This window comes from Streptomyces sp. B8-7 (assembly GCF_058833805.1).
In genome coordinates this window covers 588,571-603,952 of record NZ_JBYRRL010000001.1, presented here as the reverse complement: position 1 = coordinate 603,952, position 15,382 = coordinate 588,571, and the positions used below count along the sequence as shown (strand labels likewise).

The 15,382-nt window shown below is 72.4% G+C and carries 18 protein-coding genes; 5 read left to right on the top strand and 13 right to left on the bottom strand.

What is annotated here, in order from left to right:
* Positions 1 to 200: 200 nt before the first annotated feature.
* Entirely contained in the window at positions 201 to 1,277 is a 1,077-nt protein-coding gene (locus AC5K6T_RS02585) for a LacI family DNA-binding transcriptional regulator (protein ID WP_493205220.1), read from the top strand.
* A 361-nt stretch (positions 1,278 to 1,638) separates the two neighbouring features.
* Here the strand turns inward: AC5K6T_RS02585 and AC5K6T_RS02580 are convergent, their stop codons facing one another.
* Together AC5K6T_RS02580 and sigJ are read right to left on the bottom strand one after the other, a co-directional pair.
* Positions 1,639 to 2,097 carry a carboxymuconolactone decarboxylase family protein gene (locus AC5K6T_RS02580; RefSeq protein ID WP_493205219.1) on the bottom strand — a complete coding sequence of 153 codons (459 nt, stop codon included), beginning with the start codon at positions 2,095 to 2,097 and terminating at the stop codon, positions 1,639 to 1,641.
* Between the two features lie 88 nt (positions 2,098 to 2,185).
* Positions 2,186 to 3,076, bottom strand: a complete 891-nt coding sequence (sigJ, locus tag AC5K6T_RS02575; RefSeq protein ID WP_493205217.1) for an RNA polymerase sigma factor SigJ — start codon at positions 3,074 to 3,076, stop codon at positions 2,186 to 2,188.
* 684 nt (positions 3,077 to 3,760) lie between these two features.
* On the opposite strand from sigJ, the gene AC5K6T_RS02570 reads away from it, so the two are divergent.
* Positions 3,761 to 4,645, top strand: a complete 885-nt coding sequence (locus AC5K6T_RS02570) for an IS982 family transposase (RefSeq protein WP_493204867.1) — start codon at positions 3,761 to 3,763, stop codon at positions 4,643 to 4,645.
* Between the two features lie 19 nt (positions 4,646 to 4,664).
* Here the strand turns inward: AC5K6T_RS02570 and AC5K6T_RS02565 are convergent, their stop codons facing one another.
* Entirely contained in the window at positions 4,665 to 5,090 is a 426-nt protein-coding gene (locus AC5K6T_RS02565) for a VOC family protein (RefSeq protein WP_493205216.1), read from the bottom strand.
* Positions 5,091 to 5,285: 195 nt separating this feature from the next.
* On the opposite strand from AC5K6T_RS02565, the gene AC5K6T_RS02560 reads away from it, so the two are divergent.
* Positions 5,286 to 6,086, top strand: coding sequence for a sugar phosphate isomerase/epimerase family protein (locus AC5K6T_RS02560; protein ID WP_493205214.1), 801 nt, complete (start codon positions 5,286 to 5,288; stop codon positions 6,084 to 6,086).
* 288 nt (positions 6,087 to 6,374) lie between these two features.
* On the top strand, positions 6,375 to 6,548 hold the full coding sequence (locus AC5K6T_RS02555) for a hypothetical protein (RefSeq protein WP_493205213.1): 174 nt from the start codon (positions 6,375 to 6,377) through the stop codon (positions 6,546 to 6,548).
* Between the two features lie 348 nt (positions 6,549 to 6,896).
* Here AC5K6T_RS02555 and AC5K6T_RS02550 read toward each other — a convergent pair whose 3' ends face one another.
* Complete coding sequence (locus AC5K6T_RS02550; protein WP_493205211.1) at positions 6,897 to 7,742, bottom strand: NAD(P)H-binding protein; 846 nt, start codon at positions 7,740 to 7,742, stop codon at positions 6,897 to 6,899.
* Entirely contained in the window at positions 7,739 to 8,164 is a 426-nt protein-coding gene (locus AC5K6T_RS02545; protein ID WP_493205209.1) for a nuclear transport factor 2 family protein, read from the bottom strand. The genes AC5K6T_RS02550 and AC5K6T_RS02545 overlap by 4 nt, the downstream gene beginning before the upstream one ends.
* Before the next feature lie 87 nt (positions 8,165 to 8,251).
* Between AC5K6T_RS02545 and AC5K6T_RS02540 the strand changes: the two genes are divergently transcribed.
* Positions 8,252 to 8,863 carry a TetR/AcrR family transcriptional regulator gene (locus tag AC5K6T_RS02540; RefSeq protein ID WP_493205207.1) on the top strand — a complete coding sequence of 204 codons (612 nt, stop codon included), beginning with the start codon at positions 8,252 to 8,254 and terminating at the stop codon, positions 8,861 to 8,863.
* A 162-nt stretch (positions 8,864 to 9,025) separates the two neighbouring features.
* Here AC5K6T_RS02540 and AC5K6T_RS02535 read toward each other — a convergent pair whose 3' ends face one another.
* The 8 genes from AC5K6T_RS02535 to AC5K6T_RS02500 all read right to left on the bottom strand — a co-directional run bounded on the left by AC5K6T_RS02535 (position 9,026) and on the right by AC5K6T_RS02500 (position 15,376).
* Positions 9,026 to 9,649, bottom strand: coding sequence for an OmpA family protein (locus tag AC5K6T_RS02535; protein ID WP_493205205.1), 624 nt, complete (start codon positions 9,647 to 9,649; stop codon positions 9,026 to 9,028).
* A 7-nt stretch (positions 9,650 to 9,656) separates the two neighbouring features.
* Positions 9,657 to 10,238 carry a hypothetical protein gene (locus AC5K6T_RS02530; RefSeq protein WP_493205203.1) on the bottom strand — a complete coding sequence of 194 codons (582 nt, stop codon included), beginning with the start codon at positions 10,236 to 10,238 and terminating at the stop codon, positions 9,657 to 9,659.
* A 37-nt stretch (positions 10,239 to 10,275) separates the two neighbouring features.
* A complete protein-coding gene (locus tag AC5K6T_RS02525) occupies positions 10,276 to 10,872 on the bottom strand; it encodes a pilus assembly protein TadG-related protein (RefSeq protein WP_493207300.1) in 597 nt (198 codons plus the stop codon).
* On the bottom strand, positions 10,869 to 11,057 hold the full coding sequence (locus tag AC5K6T_RS02520) for a Flp family type IVb pilin (RefSeq protein WP_493205201.1): 189 nt from the start codon (positions 11,055 to 11,057) through the stop codon (positions 10,869 to 10,871). The genes AC5K6T_RS02525 and AC5K6T_RS02520 overlap by 4 nt, the downstream gene beginning before the upstream one ends.
* 81 nt (positions 11,058 to 11,138) lie before the next feature.
* A complete protein-coding gene (locus AC5K6T_RS02515; RefSeq protein WP_493205199.1) occupies positions 11,139 to 11,903 on the bottom strand; it encodes a response regulator in 765 nt (254 codons plus the stop codon).
* Positions 11,900 to 13,282, bottom strand: coding sequence for a sensor histidine kinase (locus AC5K6T_RS02510; protein ID WP_493207298.1), 1,383 nt, complete (start codon positions 13,280 to 13,282; stop codon positions 11,900 to 11,902). Before AC5K6T_RS02510 ends, AC5K6T_RS02515 begins: the two co-directional genes overlap by 4 nt.
* 248 nt (positions 13,283 to 13,530) lie before the next feature.
* Positions 13,531 to 14,418: a DUF5936 domain-containing protein gene (locus tag AC5K6T_RS02505; protein ID WP_493205198.1), complete on the bottom strand. Its 888-nt coding sequence runs from the start codon at positions 14,416 to 14,418 to the stop codon at positions 13,531 to 13,533.
* Positions 14,419 to 14,428: 10 nt separating this feature from the next.
* Positions 14,429 to 15,376: a type II secretion system F family protein gene (locus AC5K6T_RS02500; protein WP_493205196.1), complete on the bottom strand. Its 948-nt coding sequence runs from the start codon at positions 15,374 to 15,376 to the stop codon at positions 14,429 to 14,431.
* Between the last annotated feature and the right edge of the window lie 6 nt (positions 15,377 to 15,382).

The following is a 15,382-nucleotide window of genomic DNA, read 5'->3' as shown; positions in this document are numbered from 1 at the left end:
GGGCTGCGACCCCCTCGATTTGATCAAGAGGGCTCGCCGCGGGGGCGGAGGGCCGTAGGGTGCACGCAACCCGCTGCCCGCACCGCACGTGTCGCGTGGCTCCGTGGCCCGGTGAACCCCGCGGCCCCGGGATCCGTGCTCCGTGATGCCGTGCCCCCCGCGACGCCGGGCGGCCCTGCACGACCGGAGGACGACGAAGGATGACGGTGACCCTGGCGGACGTGGCGGCCCGCGCCCAGGTCTCGCCCGCGACGGTGTCGCGCGTGCTGAACGGCAACTACCCCGTCGCCGCCGCCACCCGCGAACGCGTCCTGAAGGCGGTCGACGAACTCGACTACGTCCTCAACGGCCCCGCCGGCTCCCTCGCCGCCGCCACCTCCGACCTGGTCGGCATCCTCGTCGACGACATAGCCGACCCGTTCTTCGGGATCATGGCGGGCGCCATCCAGTCGGAGATCGGCGGACCCTGCGGGCGGGCGGGCGGCGAGCGGCTGGCCGTCGTGTGCAACACGGGCGGGTCGTCCCGGCGCGAGCTGACCTACCTCACGCTCCTCCAGCGGCAGCGGGCCGCGGCCGTGGTGCTCACCGGCGGCACCGCGGTGAACCCCGCGCACGCCGCCGCCGTCGCGGCGAAGCTGCACCGGCTCGCGGACGCCGGGACGCGGGTGGTGCTGTGCGGGCGGCCGGAGATGCCCGGCTCCGGCGCCGTCTCCCTCGCCTTCGACAACCGCGGCGGCGCGCAGCGGCTGACCGGGCACCTCCTCGACCTCGGCCACCGGCGCATCGGCTGCGTCGCCGGCCCGGAGCAGCACACCACCACCCGGCACCGGCTGCAGGGCCATCGCGCGGCGCTGGCGGCGGCGGGGATCGACGACGATCCCGCCCTGCTCGTGCACGGCCGCTACGACCGGCCGTCCGGCTACGACGCCACCCTCGAACTCCTGCGCAGGGACCCCGGTCTGACCGCCGTCGTCGCCGCCAACGACACGGTCGCGCTCGGCGTGTGCGCGGCGCTGCGCGCCATGGGCCGGCGCATCCCGGACGACGTGTCCGTGGCCGGCTTCGACGACCTGCCGTTCAGCGTGGACGCCGTGCCCGCCCTGACGACCGTACGGCTGCCGCTCGCCGAGGTGGGCGCCCGCGCGGGCCGCATCGCGACGGGACGCGAGGGGGCGCCGCCCGGTGGGGTCGGCATGGTGCGCGGGGAGCTGGTGGTACGGGGGTCGACGGCGGCGGCCACCGGGTGCGCGGGGGCCGCCGGGTGCGCGGGCGGTTAGGGCCGCGCCGCGCCCGTGGGCCGCGCGCGGGTCACGAGGTGGCAGGCCGCGCGGTTCCCGGCGCCCCTGGGGGTTGACGCCGGGGCCGCCGTGCGCCGGGGCCGTGCCTGCTTCGAGCGGAGGAACTGCCGGCAGCCGGCCGGACAGGCCGGTCACACCCGGCGCGGGCCGCCGTGGCGCCGCCCGCGCCGCACCCGCTGGGACGCCGACGCTGTCCGCGACGGCGTCAACGGCTCGATCCGGTCCCACAGCGCATCGGTGATCACTGTCGGACGGGCCCATCCGGTCGACCGACCTGCCGGCCGTGGAGACACGCGCTGGGTCCCGTGACGTGTTCGCGTCGCCGGTGTCACCGTCGAGGTCAGCTCTCGACCGGGTACCGGCTGGTGATCGCGACACGGTTGAGCATGTTCATCAGGGCTGCGAGCCAGGAGACGGCCGAGACCTGGTCTGCGGTGAGTACCGCCGCGGCAGCGTTGTAGTCCTCGTCGCCGACGTGTCCGTCCGGCACGTGTGTCACCGCCTCGGCCAGGCGGAGGGCACCGCGGTCGGTCTCGGAGAAGTAGCCGGTCTCTTCCCATCCGGGCAGTACGGCGATCCGGTCGGGGTTCTCGCCCTTCTTCAGGGCGTCGCGGGTGTGCATGCGCAAGCAGAACGCGCAGCCGTTGATCTGGGAGACACGGATCTTCAGCAACTCGACGAGGAGCGGGTCGAGGCCCGCTGCGGCAGCGGCCTCCTCCACCTCCGACGACAGGGCGACGAGGGCCTTGTAGGCGGCCGGGTGCTGCTTGCCGATGTGGACTCGCTGGGGATCGTTCACTGTTCCTCCGACTCGTCGCTCGTTCGCTGTCTCGTCGCTCGTTCGCTGTCTCGTCAGGGAGACGACGCAGCCCCCGCGGGTGTGACAGTCAGACGCGCACGAGTTTCAGGGGATTGACGACCCGGCGGTACTCGGTGATCAGACCGCCTGTGATCTGGACCGTGTCCACGGAGTGGACCCTGCCTTCGCGGCGGAACACCAGGGCGAGTTCGCCGCCGACCTCCGCCAGGCCGACACGGTCCAGCCGCCGTTGGCGCCCCACGCGCAGCATGACCTCGGCGATGCGCTCACCGCCGTGGATGGCCTTGCGTGCCGCGGACACGTTGCCGCCGCCGTCGGTGACGAACACGGCGTCCGGGTGCAGGAGCCTGACCAGGCCGGCCAGGTCCCCGGCCTCGTACGCGGCGCGGAAGACTCCAAGGACACGTGCGCGCTCCGCCTTCGACGCCTGCGGCACGGACTGCTTCGCCCTGGCCACCCGCCGTCGCGCCCGCGAAGCGAGCTGCCGGGCGCCCGGCACGGAGACGTCCAGCACTCCGGCGATCCTGCCGAACTCGACACCGAAGACATCGTGCAGGACGAAAGCCACCCGTTCCGGCGGGCTCAGCTCCTCCATGATCAACAGCATCGCGGAGCTGACGGACTCGTCGACGAGTACCGGCTGTGACGCGTCCGGACCCGTCAGCAGCGGCTCCGGAAGCCACGGCCCGACATAGCTCTCCCGACGGACACGGGCACTCCTGAGAATGTCGTACGACCGCCGCGCGGCCACCGTCACCAGCCAAGCCCGCAGGTCACCGACGTCCCGCAGATCCGCTGCGGCCGCCCTCAACCACACGTCCTGAGTCACGTCCTCGGCATCGGCCACACTCCCCAGCAGCCGGTACGCCGCACCGAAGACCGCGGGCCGGTGACTCTCCCATCCGGCTCCGAGCGAGTCCTCCTGCTCGGACCACACGGACCCGTGCCCGTCGCCCATACAGATCGCAACCTCCTCCGGCTCGCCGATCCAGCGTAGCCATCCGAACCCGGCCCGCCTCCGCGCACCCGACGAGCGCAGCTCCGCTCCCCCGGCTGCGAGGACGGGAGAGGGGCATGCTCCTCCCGGGCCACCCGCAGCCACCCGCGGGGCCGGGAGATCCGTGCGGTCGTCCGGCGGCCTTCCGGCCAGATCGGCCACCGGCATCGGCGGGCCGCCGCGGCGGCCGACCGCACCACTTCCTCGTCTGGACGGGACACCGGCCGGAGAGACAGGCCCCGGCCGGGGCGTGGCGCCGGGGCCTGATGCCGGGGCCTGGCGCCGGTGAGCCGGGTGAGCCGGTGAGCCGGTGAGCCGGGGGCGTGCCTCCGATGCCGTTGCCCCGCCGCTCACCTGCGGGGTGCGGGCCACGTCGTGGCTCGTCGCCCAGTGCCCCGCTCCCTAGGGCGTGTTTCGAAAGTCCCGCCTGCCTGGCGGCGTCTGGCACGCACGCTCGCCGCGTTGTCGGGCTCGCCCCGATACATCCAGTATCGGGGCGACCCTCCGCCTTGCGATCGCACGCACCAGACGCCGCCAGACCTGCCCTTCGGGCAGACGACGCTACTTTCGAAACACGCCCTAGATGAATGAGTCCGATGTCCGTGCTGGTCGCGACCATGGCGAAGGGCGCCCGTTGGTCAGTGTGTGAAGACAAACCTGGACGCCCTTCTTGCGGCACTGTACGTGTTCATCGACGACCACGTGGCGCCTTGTCGCCGGATCGGGCGACCTCCGAAACTGACGGACGCCGAACTGCTGTGCCTGGCCGTCGCCCAGGTCCTGCTCGGTTTCCCCTCGGCCCGGCACTGGATCCGCTTCGCCCACGCCCGGCTGGGGCACCTGTTCCGCTATCTGCCCCAGCAGTCCGCCTACAACAAGCGCCTGAACGCCGCAGGTCCGCTGATCAGCCAGGTGATCGAGGCACTGGCCCGGCAGGTCCCGACCTGGCACGACGACCTGCGGCTGATCGACTCCACCCCGCTGCCCTGCGCGGCCTCCCGCGAGACCGTCAAACGCTCCGCCCTGGCCGGGCACGGCAGCTACGGATACTGCCGCAGCCACTCCCGTTTCTTCTGGGGCCTGCGCCTCTACCTGGTCACCACCGCCGAGGGCATGCCCGTCACCTGGTGCCTGGCCAACCCGAAGATCGGCGAACGCGAGGTGATGGCGGCGCTGCTGGAACGCGACCACCACCTCGTCCGCCAGGGCCAGGTGATCCTCGCCGACAAGGGCTTCGCCGGGAAGGAGTTCGAAACCTTCGTCAGCGAGCGCCTCGGAGCCCACCTCGTGCGGCCCGACCGGAAGGACGAGCCGGTCCGGCACGGCAAGATCGCCCGGGTCCGGCAGTGGATCGAAGCCGTCATCGACACCCTCAAGGGCCAGCTCAGCCTCGAACACCACGGTGGCAGAACCCCGGCCGGAGTCTTCGCCCGCACCGGACAACGACTCCTCGCCCTCGCCGCCGGCATCTGGCACAACTGGACCACCGGCGCCCCAGTCAAACGATCACTGATCGCCTACGACCACTGAAGACATCGGACTCATTCATCTAGGGGATCGGGGCCGGGGGTGGTACGTCGTGGGGGACGGGAGTGGCGGTGGGGCGGGCGCGTTCCGCGGCGCTGCGTTCCACGCAGAACACGTTGCCCTCAGGGTCGGTCAGGGTCACCCAGCCGGTGCCGTCCGGGCGGCGGCGGTCGCTGTGGAGGGACGCGCCGAGGGCGAGGAGCCGGTCGACCTCCTCGTCGCGGGTGCGGTCCTGGGGCTGGAGGTCCCAGTGGACCCGGTTCTTGACGGACCTGGCGTCGGTCACGCGGACGAACAGCAGGTCGGCCGTGGCGGTGGTGACCGCCGCCTCGGGGTCGCCGGGCAGGTCGTCGTCCCCGAGCCTGCCGTCGAGGGCCTCGGCCCACCAGGTGGCCAGCGTGCAGGGATCGGTACAGTCCACGGTGAAACGGCGGATGAGTGAGGTCACGCCGGATACCGGACCACGGCCCGGCATATCGGTGCAACAGGATTGCGGCTCGGCCGGGGCCGGCCGCCGGCACGCGACAGGCCGTCGGTGCGGCGCCCCGCGCCCCGCCGGCCGCGCGAGGGCGTGCGCGACGCCGGGACGCGCGGGGCCGCCGTTCGGGGGTGTTCCGGCGCGACCGCCAGTAAGGTCGCGGGCATGAAGCTGGCGTTCTCCACTCTCGGCGTTCCCGGTCTGCCCCTGCCCGATGTCCTGCGGCTCGCCTCGGACCACGGCTTCCACGGCGTGGAGCTGCGCGCACACGCCGGGGAACCCGTCCACCCGGGTCTCGGCCCCGCCGAACGCGGCCAAACCGCAAGCCGGTTCAAGGCGTCCGGCATCGAGCCGCTCTGTGTCGCCGGGTACGCGCGCGTCGCGGCGGCGGGGCCCGACGAGCCCGTCCTCACCGAGCTGCGCGAGCTGGTGGACCTGGCCCACGACCTCGGCGCCCGCTACGTGCGGGTGTTCCCCGGCGCCGCCGAGCACGACCCCGCCGAGGAGGCCGACGCCCGGGCCGCGCGCCGCCTGGCCACCGCCGCCGAACACGCCGCCGACGCCGGGGTGCGGATCCTGCTGGAGACGCACGACTCGCACCGTACGGGCGCCGACGCGATCCGCGTCCTGGGCCTGGTGGGGCACCGCAACGCGGGCGCCCTGTGGGACGTCATGCACACGTGGCTGGGCGGCGAGGACCCGGCACAGTCCTACGCCGCCCTGGCCCCCTACCTCGGCTACGTCCAGGTCAAGGACATCGCGTCCGCCGACGACACCGCCCCGCTGCCCCTCGGCTCCGGCGTGCTCCCCCTCACCGAGTGCGTGGACGTCCTGGCCCGGCACGGCTGGGACGGCTGGCTCTGCTGGGAGTACGAGAAGCAGTGGTACGAGTCGGCCCCGCCGCTCCCCGGCCTCCTCACCGCCGGCCACGACCACCTGAGCCGACTGCTCAACGAGTCCGCGTAGAGGGCGCGCTTCGCCGGAACCATCTGGTCCGGCCTCCGGCCTCCGGGCGGCCGCGGTCCGGACCGGCCGTGCGGAACGGTTGACCGGGCGTGTCGGACGCGCCTAGCTTGACCGGCGGAGCGTCCGCACGCCAGTTCTCCGAACGCCGTGACCGACGTACCGGCGTACCGACGTACCGACGTACCGACGTACCGGTGTACCGGTGTACCGGTGTACCGACGTACCGGTGTACCGACGTACCGGTGTACCGACGTACCGGAGACACGGGAAGCGCGGAGGAAGCGGGCGATGACGAAGGACGACGGGCAGCGTGCCGAGAGGCTCGATCCGGAGGTGCTGGAGGCGCTCAGGGTCCTGGGCGGGTATCGCAAGACCGCCGTGCTGCGCAACCGCATCGCGATCGTCTTCCTCTGCATCGCGGTCGGCCTGACGGTGTTCGCGATGGGCACCCTGCTCTACTGAGGGGCTGCCTGCGCCCGCCGGCCGGGTGCGGGCGTGCGCTCCTTCCGGCCGCGAGGAGTGCCTCTTCATCTGCGAAGCGTCGGCGGTCACGTCGTCGAGTCGGCCATGTCGTGAAAGCCCCCCTTCTCCGCCTTGTCCACCCGTCGTGCTCGGCGGCCGCGAGGGCGTCGCGGAAGCGGGTGACGCCGGGCGGCCGAGTTCTTCCTGCACGGCAACCCCCACGAGCCGCGCATCGACCCTGCCTGCCAGCGGCGGTCGCGACGGCTGCACAGACGTCCGAGTGTCCGGAAACGGCCGGGCCGAGATGACGCAGGGTCTCGAACCAGAACTGCTGATCGTCCTGGAACATCAGCTGCCGCGTATCTCCCTCTCAAGGAGGGCCCGGAAGGCGCGTGGGGGCCGACCGGTGAGGCGCTGGACGGTGTCGGTGATGCGGTCCTCCGCGCCGTCGGCGATGGCGCGGTCCATGCCGGCCAGCATCGCGGCGAACTCCACGGGCATCTGCGTCATGAGGCGATCGCGCATCTGCGCGTAGGACAGACGGCGGTGGACCACTGACCGGCCGGTGACCTCGGTGATGATCGCGGCGATGTCGTCGTAGCCCAGCGCCTCGGGTCCGGTGAGGAGGAGACCGGTGTTGGGGGCTTGCTCGTCGGTCAGCGCGCGGACGGCGACGGCCGCGATGTCCTCGGCGTCGACGAAGCCGACCCGGCCGCTTCCGGTGGCGGTCCGGATGATGCCCTCGTCGCGGATGCTGCGAGCGTGCGCGTGCGAGCCGGTGAGGTTCTGCATGAACCACGAGGGCCGGAGTGCCGCCCACTGTTCGAAGAGATCGGGCAGGGCCTGGTGGACGGTTCCCACCGCCGGACCGCCCTCGGGGATGGCCGAGGAGCTCAGCAGCACCGCGCGGTGCACACCGGCCGTGCGGGCCTGGTGGAGGAACGGCAGCATGGTCGCCGCGGGGTCGGAGTCGCCCGGGGGCGGTATGAGGTAGACGCGGTCGACGCCGTCGAGGGCGGCTGTGTGGGTGGCAGGGTCGTACCAGTCGAAGGAGACCGGCTCGGTGCCGGCGACCGGGGTGGCCCGGCGGCTGGCGGCCTTGACGCGGTGACCTGCGGCCGTCAGCTGTGCGGCGGTGCGGCTTCCGGTGGTGCCGGTGGCGCCGATGACCAGTGTGGTGCCGGTGGTGGTCATCGGCTGCTCCCGGTGAAGTCGAGGCCGGGCTCCTGGACGGCGAGGGGGTTCCAGTAGTCGCGGTAGGAGGTGAAGTGTCCGTCTCGAACGGTCACGACGGCGATGTAGGTCATGTCGAAGGGAGCGCCGCTCTCCACCAGGCGGCCCACGCCACGCATCTCGACCACGATGGTCCGAGGATCGGTGGTCCGGTGGATCCGCAGGTCGGGGAAGTCGTGCAGGTCGATGTGGTCGGGGTGGTGGCGCATGTAGGCGGCGATGGCCTCCTTGCCCTCCAGACTCCGCGGCCAGCCGTCGGGCGCGAAGGGGAACTCCATGAGGCCGTCCTCGGCCCACAGGGCGACCCACGCGGCAATGTCCTTGTCGAGCAGCAGTCGCAGGCTGTGGCGGTACAGATCCGCCGGGGAGGTCGATGCGGACACGGATGTCCTCCAGTCGTAGAATACGGACCAAGGGTCCGCTTCAACGATATGGACCGCGGGTCCGCTTTGCAAGTGGAAGGTGCCTGTATGCCCGAACGCCAGTCGTCTCGCAAGGACGCCATCCGCAACCGGGAGGCCGTGCTCGCAGCCGCCGACGCCCTCTTCACCCGCCGGCAGAGCCCCGAGGACGTCACCATGGCCGACGTCGCGGCAGCGGCCGGCGTCGGCAAGGGCACGCTCTTCCGGGCCTTCGGCAATCGCGCCGGGCTACTCCGCGCGCTGTACGAGGCACGGCTCGAACCGATCAGGCAGGCCGTCGAGTCCGGCCCACCGCCTCTGGGGCCCGCGACCCCGCCACGGGATCGCGTGCCCGCCCTGCTCGATGCCGTCCTGTGCTTCAAACTCGACAACCGCCGCCTCGCGCTGGCCCTGGAGGAGGGCGGAAGCGGCAGCCCGTACCGGGCAGAGCACTACGAGCGGTGGCACAGCCTGCTCCGGGCCGTGCTGGAGCAGATCCCCGGCCTGACCGACAGCGACTTCACCGCCCACGCCCTGCTCGCCGCCACCCGAGCCGACCTCGTCGAGCACCTGGCGGGAGAAGAGCGCATTCCGCGGGAACGCATGCGGCCGCAGTTGGCGAACTTCGTCACCAGAGTCCTGGCCTCCGGCCACCGGCAAGGCTTGACCGCCGAGGAGTGACCGGGAGGAGGGCGACCCCATGATCGGCGGGCCTCCCGCGAACGGCCCCTTCCGGGAGCAGGGCCGGAAACGGCCGTCAGGGGCGGCCCGGGTGCCCGACCGGTTCTCAGCACCTGTTCCCGGCCGAGACCATGCGGTGCCTTGTGAAGTCCTGCGACGTGGTCAGCCCTCGCCTCGCGGGAAGGAGATCTCCACCCGGCGGTTCTTCTTCCGGCTGGCCTCCGTGGCGTTGGAGGCGATGGGGTACTGCTCGCCGTAGCCACGGACCTCGAAGGTGACGCCGGCGTCGTTGAGCGCGGCGTCCAGTACGTCGTGCACGGCGTTGGCGCGCTGCTTCGACAGCACGTCCCCGTGCGCGGCGGAGCCGAGGTTGTCGGTGAAGCCGAAGACGCGGATCCTCGTCGCGTTCTGCGCCCTGATCTCGCGCGCGATCGCCGTGATACGGGCCTTCGCCTCCGGGTCGAGTTTCGCGCTGTCCTTGCCGAACAGCACCTCGGCCTGGAGGGCGAACTTCACGTCCGCGTTGGTGTCCTCGCGGCGTTCGTCGCCGCTCTGCTCCTCCACCACCTGTTTGATGTCCAGCACCTTGGGCTCGGCCAGCGTGGCCCCCTCGGGGAGCCTCAGGTCGGGGTCGTTGCCGTCGACCTCCACCGGTGCCGCCGCCGTGGGTTCGGTTCCGGGCGGCACGCTGGGGCTGTCGTCGGCCCACGCGGGCGTGGTGGTCGCCGCGAGGACGAGTGCCGTCGCCGGCAGGGTCAGGGCGAGGGTGAGGCGGGTTCCGGTCATCTTGGCCTCATCCGGAGATCTGGATGGGGGCGGAGGCGAAGGTGGGGAGCTGGAAGGTGACTTCCGTGGTGCCTTCGGGGGGTGCGGGGAACTGCATGAAGACGGGGATCGAGGCGCCGGCCGCGATGCGGGGCATGTTCGTGGTCGCCAACGGGCGGCCGTCGGTGTCACGAAGGACGTAGAAGCGCTTCTTGGTCACCGAGTCCACAAGTGTGGCTCCGCCGAGGGACTCGCCATGGCGAATGACCTCGGTCTCGTCACCGCGGGTTTCGATCGGCACACGGGCGGGTGCTGCTCCGTCGTTCTTGATCTCCCCACTGACGGTCACGAACCCACCCGCGTCGCGTTCCACCGAGGCAATCCTCAGGATCAGACCGCCCTCACCTTTGAGCTCGGCCAACGGAGTGTCCGTGCCCTGCTGCGTGTCCGGGTCGGACGCCTCGTTGTGTTTCGTGACGGAAGCCGAGGCTTTGGGGTCTTCGTTGCCGCCCTGCCCGCCACTGCACCCGGCCACACCAAGGGCCATTCCCACCGCAACGATGAATGCGGCCGACCCTCTGTAAGCCTTCGTTGTGAACCGCATGCTCATGTCTCTGCTTCCTTCACCCTCGTTCGTCACTCGCTCGTCAGTCGGCCAGATGGACGTCGAACAAGTCCTCCGGTTCGGGAAGGACCCGGAGATCCTTGGGGTCGAGGTCCCAGATACGGCCGTCGTCGCACGACAGGGAGGGCAGCACATCCTCGTCGGCCTCCTCGCCCGGCGGGTCGAAGCCGCAACGGGGTTCGATCACGGCGCGGGCGGAGGCCGTCGCATACATGTACTCCGTGTCCGGAACGATCGAGTCCCCCACCGAACGGGTACTCCTGACCGTCACCTTGAAGCTCAGCGGGCCGTCCGGGGAGCACTGCGCAGTGGCGTCGTTGCGGGCAGCCAGGTCGTAGGCGCGCCAGCAGGAGTCGTCGACCGGCGCGACGCCGCTGAAGATGGCCTGCCACTCGGCGGGGTCGAGGACCACATCGACCCAGGAGTCCGCGAGTTGGTCCCGCTTCTCCTGGGCTGCCGCGAGGGCCGCCGCGTCGGCCGCTGTCTGGGCACCGTTCCGGTTGGCCGCCGCCTGACCGACCGCGAGGTAGGCGAACGCAAGAAGAAGCAGGCCTCCCACCACCGTGATGTAGACGGGGAAAGCCTGCCCGGCATCGCGAGTTCCGAGACGGAGCGTCAGCCTCCGGTGATCGCGTCGATCTGACTCACGATGGCCGCGTAGATGGTGCTGCCGATATTCGTCCCCGTGATCGCCAGCACGATCGCGACGACCACCGCGATGATGCCCAGGTACTCGACCGCGGTCTGTCCCTTGTCGTTGCGCATGGCGCTCCCCTCCGGCGGCACCGGAAACTCTGTGGTCATGTGCGTCGTCCTCGATAGCAGTACCCCGGGACGCGGCGGGGCGGGAGGGCCCGTGGGCCCAGCCGGGGGCCCAGGTTCGGGTCATGCCGGGCCTCCTCGGTGGTCCGGTGCGGTGCCGAGCCATTTGGCGGCGGCTTCGCCGCGGGTGGTGCTGTGCAGTTTGGCGAAGATGCGGTTGATGTGGTTCTTGACCGTCTTCTCGGAGATGAAGCAGGCCGCCGCGATCTGGTGGTTGGTCATTCCGGAGGCGATGAGGTCCATGATCTCCGCCTCTCTGGCGCTGAGCCCGTGACTCGGCCTGTCCGGGCTGCGTACGGTCGACTGTCTCATAGATGCTTGCAGTTGCGAAAGATTCTGGGATCCTAAAACCCTTTTATCGTCCGGGGTTTGCCTGTCGTGCATTGCAGTCGCACCTCCTCGCAACTGGGCGAGCACCACCGCTCCGGCGCTCGGGGTGAAGTGCGGCCGGCCGCGTCTGACGTCGCGTACGGCGGTGATGAGCTCGTCCGCGGTGAACTCGCCGTGGACGAGGTAGCCGACGGCTCCGCTGCGCAGCGCCTGGTGGACGGTCTCCGGGGCGCTGCTGTAGGTGAGCATGAGCACGGGGGCGAGGCGGGCCAGGTGCGGGAGGGCGGCGAGGCCGTCGAGGCCGGGCATGCGGACGTCCAGCAGGACCACGTCGGGACGGTGACGTTCGGCCGCGGTGCAGGCCTCGCGGCCGTCGGCGGCCTCGGCGACGACGGTGATGTCCTCGCGGGAGGAGAGCAGGGCGGCCAGGCCGGCCCGGACGACGGGGTTGTCGTCGGCGATGACGACGCGCAGGTGCTGCCGCGGGTCGGCGGTCATCGCGGCTCCTCTCCGCCGGGCGGCGGGGGCGCCCCGGGCGGCGGGGGCGCCCCGGGCGGCAGGGGGACCCGGAGGCGCACCCGGGTGCCTCGGCCGTGTCCGGCGGGGCCGAGGGTGAGGGCGGCGTCGAGGAAGTCCGCGCGTTCGGCCATGCCGAGCAGGCCGAAGTGGCCCGCGTTGCGCAGGTTCCGGAGGGTGGTCCCGGGAGGCAGGCCCACTCCGTCGTCGGTCACGGTGATCTCCAGCGCGTCGGCGTGCACCGCGGTACGTACCCGTACGTGCCGCGCCCGCGCGTGGCGGGCCGCGTTGTCCAGGGCCTCGCCGACGATCGCCAGGACGTGGCGGCTGCGGGTGCGGGTGAGGGCCGCGGGCGGTGCGGTCGGGGCCACCGTCGTCTCGTAGGTCGCCCGCAGGGCGGTGCGGGTGTCGAACTGCTGGATCGTGGCTGCCAGTTCGGCGGCCAGGTCCACTTCCGTGACGTCCTGGGCGTCCGGCGCGCGGCGCAGGTCGCAGAGCAGTTCGCGGGACTGTGCGGCCGCTCTGCGCGCCGACCGGGCGACGAGGTCGGCCTGGGCGCGGAGCGCGGCGGGGTCGGGGGAGGCGGCGGAGGCCGAGCGGGACAGTGCCTCCGCGGCCAGGGCCACCCCGTGCAGGGTCTTGGCCACCGAGTCGTGCAGTTCGCGGGCGAGCGCGGCGCGTTCCTCGGCGATCGCCAGCCGGGACCGTGTCGCGGACAGGGCCTCGGTCGCCTCACCGAAGCCGAGCAGCAGCTTGCGCAGACTGGAGCCGACGGCGCCGGTGACGACGCACAGGCCGGGCAGGAGGAGGGACTCGGCGGGGCCCTCGCCGGTGCCCAGGGCGGCCTGGACCAGCAGCAGGATCAGGCCCTGCAGCGAGGCGAAGAAGGCCGCGCCGCGCCAGCCGTAGACGATGCCGGCCAGCAGCGGGGTGCAGACGCTGACGTAGGCGAGGGTGGTGCCGGGGCCCGCCGAGACGAGCAGGAGTGCCCCGGCGAGGGTGTCGGCGGCCAGCAGGGCGGGGTGGCGCAGCAGGAGCGGCCCGAAGCGCTCCCAGTCGCGGAAGCAGACGTAGGAGCCCATGAAGGTGAGCACGACGGCGGCGCCGACCAGGCGTACGCCCAGGCCGGGCCCGGCGTTGAGGAGCGCGGCCGGGGCCGCCACGGCGATCATGGCGAGGCGGAATCCGAAGACCTGGCGGCACAGCGCCTGCACGGCGTTGGTCTGGAGGGGCAGGGCGGCGGGAGGGGCCTGACGGGCACCCCTGGCCCTGGCGCTCCGCGCCGTACCGCCTCGCGCCGTGCCGGCCCGTGCCGTGCCCGCCCGCACCGCACCGGCCCGGACCGCGTCGCCCCCGCCCAGGCGCCTGAGCAGCCGGGCGGGGCCGCGCCTGCCGGGGTGTTCGGGTGCGGAGGTGCCGGGGTGCTCCGGCCCCGGCGTGCCGCCCGGCGCCGGGCCGCCCGTGCGGGCGGGTCCCGGCCCGCCGGCCGCTCGGGCGGGAGCGGGGCCCTGGCGCGGGGCCCCGGGGCCGCTGCGCGGGGTGCCGTGCGGGGTGCCGTGCGGGGTGCCGTGCGGAGTGCTGGTGAGGGTCGCCACGGTCCGTCTCCTCCCTACCGGCCCGTGAGGGAGCCGAAGTCGGTTCCGGAGCCCAGGAGCAGGCCGGCGGCGAGCAGCAGCATCGTGGCCGGGACCATGAAGGTGGTGATCATCATGGTGGCCTTGGGGACCGCGCGGGCGGCCTTGCGGCGGGCGTTCTGGGCGTCGGTGCGGCGCATGTCCTTCGCGAGGGAGACCAGGGTGTCGACGATCGGCGCGCCGAGTTCCTCGCCCTGCTGGAGTGCGGTGACGAACATGGCGACCTGCTCGCTGTCGTTGCGGCGGCGCAGTTCGGCGAAGGCCTCGCGGCGGCTCATGCCGAGGTCCATCTGGCGCAGGGTGATGCGGATCTCGTCGGCCCAGGGGCCCTCGTAGCGGGAGGCGACGCGGTCCAGGGCCTGGCGGAAGCCGAGGCCGGCGCCGACCACGACGGCGAGCACGTCGAGGAAGTCGGGCAGGGTGCGTTCGATGACGTCCTTGCGGATGCGGATCGCGGACCAGATGCCGACCTCGGTCCAGAACGCGCCGAACGCGAGGAGCAGCAGCGCCACCAGGTAGTCGCCGCGCAGCAGGAACACCAGCGCGCCGACGCCGCCGAGGGCGCCGTAGACGGCCCGGCGGGCGGCGTAGCGGTTGATGGTGAGGCCGCCGGGGTTGCCCGCGAGGTCGATGCGGCGGCGGTACTTGGCGACCTGGCGGGGGCCCATCATGCGGAGCACGGCGGGTGCGTAGCGCATGCCCATGCGGTCGACGAGGGAGTCGACGGCGCCGGTGCGGGTGGCGCCGACCTCCAGGGCGAGGGCGAGGTCGCCGGGGAGTCTGGCGTCGGCCCGGTACAGGCGGATGCCGGCGATGGCGCCGACGACGCTCAGGGCGGTCAGCAGGGCGAGCAGCAGTGCCATGGCGGCCTCCTCAGACGTCGATGCGGGACAGGCGGCGGATGAGGACGAAGCCGACGGCGTACAGCCCGAAGGCGATGAGCACGCAGGCCTGGCCGGCCGGGGAGCCGGTCATGCGGTCCAGGGCGCCGTCCTTGACGCCGTTCATCAGGAACAGCGAGCCGACGCCCATGACGGGGACGGCGTAGGAGGTCATGCTGACCTGGGAGAGCTGGGTGCGGATCTCGCGGCGGGTCTCCTTGCGTTCCTCCAGGGTCTCGGTGAGGTTGCGCAGGGCTCCGACGACCTGGCCGCCCGCCCGGTTGGACAGGACGAGGGTGGTGACCAGGACGACGAGTTCGCGGGAGGGCAGCCGGTCGGCGAGTTCACCGAGGGCGTCGTCCATGGAGACGCCCATCGCCAGGTGGTGGTCCACCTTGGCGAGTTCCTCCCCGGCGGGTGCCTCCAGTTCCTCGGCGGCCATGCCGATGGCGGTGCGCAGGGAGAGGCCGGCCTGGGTGGCGTTGGCGAGGATGCGGGCGAGTTCGGGGAGTTGGCCGATGAACCTCTCGATGCGCTTCTGGCGTTGCCAGGTGAGGAACTGCCAGGCCGCCCAGACGCCGAGGAGCGCGGCGATCGGGCCGAAGAAGGGGGCGAGGGCGGCCTGCCCGACGAGCCACAGTCCGGCGACGGCGGTGAGCACGGCGGCGGCGAACTCGCCGGGGGTGAGGTCGAGTCCGGTGGCGGCCAGGCGGAGTTCGATGCGGCGGCCGAGGCGGGTGCGGCGCAGCCGGCGGTCCAGGCCGGGGAAGTGGTGGCGGCGGCCTGCGGGCGGGGTGTGGCCGCTCTCCAGGGAGAGCCGGTCGACGAGGGCCTGACGCTGGGCGCGGCCGGAGGCGTAGGTGTGGACGCCGAGGACGGCCAGGAGGCAGGCCAGCAGGGTGAGGCCGGTGGTCAGCCGGACGAGGTCGCTCAGTTCCATGGGGCG

Excerpts from the sequence above, each read along its gene's own strand:
- AC5K6T_RS02585 (WP_493205220.1), top strand. The coding sequence starts at position 201 with ATGACGGTGACCCTGGCGGACGTGGCGGCCCGCGCCCAGGTCTCGCCC.
- sigJ (WP_493205217.1), bottom strand. The coding sequence starts at position 3,076 with ATGGGCGACGGGCACGGGTCCGTGTGGTCCGAGCAGGAGGACTCGCTC.
- AC5K6T_RS02560 (WP_493205214.1), top strand. The coding sequence starts at position 5,286 with ATGAAGCTGGCGTTCTCCACTCTCGGCGTTCCCGGTCTGCCCCTGCCC.
- AC5K6T_RS02555 (WP_493205213.1), top strand. The coding sequence starts at position 6,375 with ATGACGAAGGACGACGGGCAGCGTGCCGAGAGGCTCGATCCGGAGGTG.
- AC5K6T_RS02550 (WP_493205211.1), bottom strand. The coding sequence starts at position 7,742 with ATGACCACCACCGGCACCACACTGGTCATCGGCGCCACCGGCACCACC.
- AC5K6T_RS02540 (WP_493205207.1), top strand. The coding sequence starts at position 8,252 with ATGCCCGAACGCCAGTCGTCTCGCAAGGACGCCATCCGCAACCGGGAG.
- AC5K6T_RS02535 (WP_493205205.1), bottom strand. The coding sequence starts at position 9,649 with ATGACCGGAACCCGCCTCACCCTCGCCCTGACCCTGCCGGCGACGGCA.
- AC5K6T_RS02530 (WP_493205203.1), bottom strand. The coding sequence starts at position 10,238 with ATGAGCATGCGGTTCACAACGAAGGCTTACAGAGGGTCGGCCGCATTC.
- AC5K6T_RS02520 (WP_493205201.1), bottom strand. The coding sequence starts at position 11,057 with ATGACCACAGAGTTTCCGGTGCCGCCGGAGGGGAGCGCCATGCGCAAC.
- AC5K6T_RS02515 (WP_493205199.1), bottom strand. The coding sequence starts at position 11,903 with ATGACCGCCGACCCGCGGCAGCACCTGCGCGTCGTCATCGCCGACGAC.
- AC5K6T_RS02505 (WP_493205198.1), bottom strand. The coding sequence starts at position 14,418 with ATGGCACTGCTGCTCGCCCTGCTGACCGCCCTGAGCGTCGTCGGCGCC.
- AC5K6T_RS02500 (WP_493205196.1), bottom strand. The coding sequence starts at position 15,376 with ATGGAACTGAGCGACCTCGTCCGGCTGACCACCGGCCTCACCCTGCTG.